The sequence below is a fragment of the Chitinophaga sp. genome (assembly GCF_035761305.1).
In the GTDB taxonomy this organism is placed as follows: Bacteria; Bacteroidota; Bacteroidia; order Chitinophagales; family Chitinophagaceae; genus Chitinophaga.
Window position 1 is genome coordinate 1 of record NZ_DASTRI010000232.1, and the last position, 6,942, is coordinate 6,942.

At 52.5% G+C, this 6,942-nt stretch carries 3 protein-coding genes; 1 reads left to right on the forward strand and 2 read right to left on the reverse strand.

The window, feature by feature from the left end:
• Nucleotides 1-138 precede the first annotated feature (138 nt).
• On the reverse strand, nucleotides 139-4,968 hold the full coding sequence (locus VFS25_RS19580) for a translocation/assembly module TamB domain-containing protein (RefSeq protein ID WP_326463869.1): 4,830 nt from the start codon (nucleotides 4,966-4,968) through the stop codon (nucleotides 139-141).
• Nucleotides 4,969-5,105: 137 nt separating this feature from the next.
• On the opposite strand from VFS25_RS19580, the gene VFS25_RS19585 reads away from it, so the two are divergent.
• Nucleotides 5,106-6,083 carry an isoaspartyl peptidase/L-asparaginase gene (locus tag VFS25_RS19585; RefSeq protein WP_326463870.1) on the forward strand — a complete coding sequence of 326 codons (978 nt, stop codon included), beginning with the start codon at nucleotides 5,106-5,108 and terminating at the stop codon, nucleotides 6,081-6,083.
• Between the two features lie 3 nt (nucleotides 6,084-6,086).
• Here VFS25_RS19585 and VFS25_RS19590 read toward each other — a convergent pair.
• On the reverse strand, nucleotides 6,087-6,942 hold an 856-nt coding region (locus VFS25_RS19590), incomplete at its 5' end, for a TraB/GumN family protein (RefSeq protein WP_326463871.1).

Here is a 6,942-nt window from a genome sequence, read left to right on the forward strand (position 1 = left end):
GATTATTTATTTGATAGTTATTTGTTTAAAGTGGATTATTGAAGTAAATAGCCGGCTGCTTGAACTCCTGCAGTTTATTTGTGATTATTCATCATCGTAATACAAAGTATCGACCCGCTGCATTCCAATTCGTAATTGTCAATTCGTAATTGCCTGCGGCTGCGCACCAGCAGCTTTGCTGCTGTCTTCCGGCTTCAGCGCTTCTGCTCTCCGCAGCGAGTCCAGCATACGGCGGGAGGGGCGCCGTCTTTCAAACAGCTCCCGCAGCCGGTTATATTCCCGTACATACGAAATGCCCAAACCTGCCTTGTTGCGGTTCACCAGGTTGTACACATCATAGTCGGTTTTGCTGAAGGCGTTGATGCGGATGCGCCCGTCCTGGGTGAGCAGGTATTCCACCCTGAAGTCGCCGGCAAAACGGTTAGAGGTGGCGCTGGTAGCATTACGGCCCCAGTCATAATCGCCGCCTACGTACAGGCGTACCCGGTTGTTGAACAGGTTACCGGTAATACCGGCGCTCAGCTGGTTACGGTCCACGTTATCATTATTCTGGCTGCCGATGTTGTAGGCGCGGTAGTTTACATTCACGCCAATACCACTGTTTTTGAGGATAGCCCCGGTAATATTATTCAGGATGGCCGATGCCTGGGCCGATAATGCCTGGCCCACGCTGTTCTTACCCACTACGCTGGCGCCGCCGGTAGCCGTATTATCATCCGGTATAAACTGGTTAAACAGCAGCAGTCCGTACATCTGCAGCAGGGCTTTGTTCTGGTCCTGGTTTATTTCCCGCAGCCGGGCGGCAACGCCGCTTTCGTAGGAAAGAGAGCCTACATCCGGCAGCTGTATCTCATAGGCAATATCAGGCTTCATCATTTCGCCGCGCAGGTTAATTACCACATCCACCCGTTCCTGGCGGGTAGCCAGCTTGTCGCTGCTTACAGAGCCGTACTGGCCTACCAGGTTATACAGGCTTACCTTGGGCACGCTGTATTTGGCGGTAATGTTCATACGCGCTTCGCGCGGGTCGCCGTTCCAGGTAATAGTGCTGTTTTTGGTAATGTCAAACTTCCAGCTGGTCAGGCGCTGAAAAGTGAAATTGTAGGAACCGTTATTGATCTCGTAATCGCCGAACATGGTAAAGTCGCCGGCTGTATTTACATTGATCTGCAGGTTACCGTTGCCGTTGGCGGATATTACGTCGCCGGTGGTGGCGTCCAGTATTACATCTATCTGCGCATCGGGGTTGGCGGCAATGTCCAGCCGTATGTTCAGGTTCACATCTTCCTTCTTCTTTTTCTTTGGCTGCTGCATTTCCGTGCCATAGGTCTTGAAGGTAATGTAATCATACTTGCCAATATCCTTGCTGTCCGACATGGGCAGGTAAAAATGGGTGCCTTTTACCGGGCGGGCCAGTATATGCATCTGCATGTCGTTCAGCGGGCCGGAGAAGTACACCTTTCCGTCTGCTATCACATCGCCGTAAAACAGGTCGTTGTCTGCCGCGGTGGTGTTCATGAACATGAATTTGCGGCCGGTAACATCAAAATCAAAATTCAGCTTGCTGAAATGGTCGTGTGAAATATAGCCGCTGGCGCTGGCCTTGTTGTTAAACTTATCTATGATGCTGAAGTTGCCGAACTCTATCAGGTTATCATCCACATTAATATTCAGCCGTGGTATTTTATAATAGGTGCCCAGGTACAGCACACGGATGCCCGCGCTGTCCAGCTGTACCCTGCCTTTTACAGAGGGCTGTCCGGTAGTGCCGCTGATGGTAAGCTTGCCCGTGGCCAGTCCCGAAAGCTGGTCCACGTAATCGCCCAGGTATTGGTTCAGCGGGTCAATAGAGGTGCCGTTCAGGTCTACGGTGGCCGAAAGCTGGTTATTGGCTTTGGTAAGACCGGCAATGCCCTGTATGGCAAAGTTGCGGCCGTCGTTCCTGGATTGTATCTCAAAACTGGACTCGCCGGTTTGCTGCCGGTAGCCGCCTTTAAGCGTTACCAGCCCCAGTGAGTCGTTGTTCAGCCGCAGGTTGCTGGCAGTAATGTTGGCATCCACATCCAGGTTGTGGGTAGGGTCTGATATGTTAATCACCCCATTGGCAAGGCCCTCAATGGGCACGGCTACCAGCTGGGAGGGAACGGCATCTGCCAGGTTCAGGTTCTTCAGCGTAATAATAAAGCGCGACTCGTCCGGGTTAAACTCGTTGGTTTCTACGGTTATGCTCTGGTCATTGCGCGTTATGCGCAGGTTGCTCACGGTCAGGAAATGTTTGCTCCAGTATATCTCGTTGCCGGCGGTTACGTTCCACTGCCGCTCATTTACGGTAAAGGCGCTGTTCAGGAAGTTGATCTTCACCCCGTCGTTCACGGTTATTACGCGGGCATAAAAACCGTCCATGGAAGATGAGTCCTGCGACGCGTTCATATCCATCTTTATAAATGAGGTATCATGCCCCGAACTGGCCAGTATCAGCGGGTTTTGCAGCCATACGCGTTTGCCGGAATACACTTTGCCGATGCTGGTGCTTACATTGATCTTGTTAAAATTGCCGCTGCTTTTCACCTGCAGGTCCTGCACATTGTAGCCCTGGTACTGCGCTTCCGGTACAAAGGCGTTCAGGGAAATGTTGCCCTGCAGCGTGTTCAGCGACCCGGCTATCCTGGCCTGGTCAAAGCCGGAAATGTCGCTGGTAAAGGCGCGTATAAGCTTATCTACCTCTCCGAACTGGAAGGCAAACGTAAAATCTTCCCGTATGTTGGCCGCAGGCGGATCGGGGAAAAAGCTGGGATAATATTTATTCAGGAACAGGTGAAAAGCATCGGGCAGCTCTACAAAGCTGTAAAGCCCTTTTACATACCCGGTGATCTCGCTGCCCACAATGTCCAGCACCTTGGTATTGTTATCCATGCGGGTGCTGATGTTCAGGGAGTCAAAATCAACCCGGCTTTGGTTCTTGTACAGCGATACGTCGTATATGCGTGCCGTGCCGTCGAAGTTGTCAATGTTATCACCGGCAAAGTTCAGGTCCAGCCGGGTTTGCAGGGTAATGGAGTCGTTGGTGAGCCGCAGCGCTTTCAGGTTGCTTTTACGGATCTCGGAGTTGAACTTAAACAGGGGTACCGTGTCGTTAAGGTCAATGGTGCCGGCAAAGTCCATATCCAGGTTAGGATCGTTCACGGTAAGGGAGCCGTTGAAGAACTTGCGGTTCATCTCGCCCTGCGTTTTAATATTCGTATAGGTATAATCGTAAAGGGAGATGGCCTGTACATCCGCATCCACGTTGGCTTTGAGCGTGCGCAGGTTAAAGCCGGCGCCGTTCACCTTGGCGTTCAGCGATATAGTGGTCAGCTGCGGCACATCCAGCAGTTGGCCCAGGTTAAAGTTGGTGGTGGACAGGCTGCCGGAATATACCGGCACGTCGCCGCTGGTTTTAAAGTTAAGGTCAGAGCTTACATCGCCCAGGTTAGTCTGGAATTTGCCATAGGCCACAAAGTCGTTCACAAAGCCCGTATAGCTGCCCTGGAAGGCGATAGACGAAAGCCGGTCCATATGCAGTTGCGGCACATCTTTAACAGATGGAAAAATGCTGAGCACATCGGCGCCGCTGGTCACCAGCTCCGATCCCTGGAAGTCGATAAAGGTTTCATCTATATCAGGCAGGCCGCGCAGCTTAATGCGGCCCTGCAGCCGGGTGGTGCTGCCGGATTGCAGGCGTATGCTGTCGGCATCCAGGTTGCTCACAGGGCCTGCGGCCACGCCGCTGAAGGTGATTTCCCGTTTCCAGCCGGAAAGGGCCGGGGCAAAGTAGGCAATATCGTCGGATGACAGGGAGCTGTTCACAAAGCGCGCTTTCATAAACACCAGGTCCACATAGTCGCTCATATCGCTTATATCCGAGTACTGCATGGTGTAATAATTGCGCAGGTGGCTGCGGTTGGTGATGAGGTCCATCTGGGAAAACTCCATCTCTACGGGCGACATTTTAAAGCGGGCTGTCAGCTTTTTTACTTCAAACCCGCTGCGCTCTTTGGTGCGCAGGGTAAGGTCGCCGATGATGCTGTCTTTCACCAGGCTGGTGTTCATCAGCGTCAGGTATATGTTGCCAAAGCGGATGTGGCCGGGATCGAAATAACCTTTTTCCGGCGGACCGGCTTCCACATCGTCCAGTCCAAACACGCCGTTGCGGATGGCCAGCTCCCTTACCAGCAGTTTCCAGTTGCTGCTGTTCCACCGCAGCTGCCCGGTGCTGTCAACAACCGGCACGGGCGTATTATTGCTCTTCGGCTTTTTATGCCGCAGGGGAGAGGAGGGGTAACGGGTAATAATAAACGAAGGCCGGTCCAGCAGCAGCTGCTGTATATCAATATTATGCTGTTGCAGGTCCAGGTTTTGCGCATCCAGGAAAATGCGTTTGGCGGTTACGCGCATATCCTCACCCACCCAGGCGTCTACCTGGTTAATGCGTACGTTGCGCAGGTCTATCCTGCGCAGGTCCAGGGCTACGCCGCTGCTTTTTTTGCGGGTGCTGGTATCGGGTTTGGAGGAGCCAAAGGCATCTACAATAAACTGGTAGTTCCAGAGCGAGTCGTTGCGGTGGCGCACCAGGTTTACCTGGGCATTTTCAAGGCCTATATATTTCAGTACAGGTTTTTCCTGGAAGAAGAACCAGTCGGTAATACGTACCTGCATGGCGCCGGCATACAGCAGCGTATCGTGGTGGCGGTCTTCAATATAGGTGCCTTCCAGCCGTGCGCTGTTAAACAGGCGCAGGCTAACGCCCTTCACCTCCACTTTGGTTTGCAGCTGTTCTGAAAGCCGCCGGGCCGTTTCCTGCACCAGCCAGCGCTGCACAACCGGAATGTTCACCAATATGCCTATTAATATGATTAAGCCCAGCAGGGAAAGCAGGACAACCGTTAATATTTTACGTACTTTTTTCAGTGATCTGCATTTATCCGGCAAAAATACATGGATTTTAGATGTATGATTTACGATTTTAGGCAGAACGGCAGATAATTCGTACGGCTTACATTGTAATTCCCGTTATTTTTAGGAAAATTTTGAGCATGTTGTCTACTTTTTTATCTACAGCTTTGCTTATGATCACTGGTTTAAATACAGCAGGCGCGCGGCCTGCGGCCGATACTACTGCTGCAAAAACCAAATATGTAATGGTGATACATGGCGGCGCAGGCACTATCCTGAAATCGCAGATGTCGCCCGAAAAAGAGCAGGCCTATAAATCCAAGCTGGAAGAGGCGCTGCGTAACGGCTACGCCGTTCTGCAAAAAGGCGGCAGCAGCCTGGATGCCGTGGAAACCGCCATCAGGATAATGGAGAACTCGCCCCTGTTCAATGCGGGCAAGGGCGCGGTGTTTACCCATGAAGGAAAGAACGAGATGGATGCCGCCATTATGAACGGCAAAACCCTGGCTGCAGGCGCTGTAGCAGGCGTAACCGTGATCAAAAACCCTGTTACCGCTGCCAGGGCGGTAATGGAAAAGTCGCAGCACGTAATGCTGGCAGGCCCGGGCGCTGAAAAGTTTGCCAAAGAAGCAGGGCTGGAGATCGTAGACCCTTCTTATTTTTATACGGAAGAGCGCTGGAAGGCGCTGCAAAGGGCAAAGGCCGCCCAACCCGCGGGTACGGAGAACAAGGATAACAAATTCGGCACGGTAGGCGCGGTGGCGCTGGATAAGCAGGGCAACCTGGCCGCGGCCACCTCCACCGGCGGCATGACCAACAAAAAGTTCGGGCGTATCGGCGACTCGCCCATTATCGGCGCAGGCACTTATGCCAATAACGCCACCTGCGCTATTTCCTGCACGGGCTGGGGTGAATATTTTATCCGGCTGTGTGTAGCCAAGTCCGTTAGCGACCGCATGGAGCTGAAAGGTGAAACCCTGCAGCAGGCGGCACAGGAGCTGATTATGAAACAGGTGCCTGCACTGGGCGGCGATGGCGGTTTAATAGCGATTGACAGGGAGGGCAATATCGCCATGCCGTTCAATACCGCCGGCATGTACCGCGGCTGCGTAACTGCAGACGGGAAGATTGAAGTGTATATTTATAAATAGCTATCATTTTACCGGTTCCACACGATACCCCTGGCGGCGCAGCAGCGCTATTACGCCGTTAGGCCCGCCCAAATGCCCGGCGCCCACTGCAAAAAAGGTAGGCGTGGCCTGTATCTGCTGTGTAATAAGCGGGATCCAGCGGGCGTTGCGCCGGTCCAGCAATATATCCCGGAAAGGACCTATGTCTTTGGAAGATACTGTCAGGTTATAGAGCTGCTGTATATCCTGCCGCTGATAGGCGTGTAACAGGCTGTCGAACTGCGCGCGTTCTTCATCGGGATGGCGCAGCATATCTACCAAAGCAGCTGCTTCTTCCTTATCGGGTATGCTGTCAAATACGGCCATTTGGTCCTCCAGCGTTTCCAGTCCTGCAATGCTTTTCTGCTGCGCTTTCGCGTTTTTCAGCAGCTCTTTTTCAATAGAGAATGGCTGCGTGCATGGCAGCAGCAGCTTCACAGTCAGCAGTGAGGTAAGGGCCATCGGCTTCATACGGTCGAACAGGGCCGCATCCACCCCTATTGTTTTTTTCAGGTAATCATTCAGCTGCCGGTAATCTTCAGGGGCAAACAGTTTTTTCAGCGAGTAATCTTCCGGCATCAGCAACAGCTGCTGCATTTGCCGCAGCATGGTGGAGTCGTCCATATTAAGCTCCAGGTACAGCTGTTGAGTGGCCTGCAGTGCGGTAATTACGCCAGGCGGAAATTTAAAATCCTTTTCACACATCATGTGCATGGTGCCATAGAGGAAAGATGGCTGCATCATGTTATTGCCGGAAATTTTCCAAAGCAGGGAGTTTGGGCTGTTATGTGCCGGCAGCTGTGCTTTTGCCTGCAGCAGGGGCAGGCATAACAGCATCACG

Coding starts and splice junctions, on each gene's coding strand:
- VFS25_RS19585 (WP_326463870.1), top strand. CDS start 5,106: ATGATCACTGGTTTAAATACAGCAGGCGCGCGGCCTGCGGCCGATACT.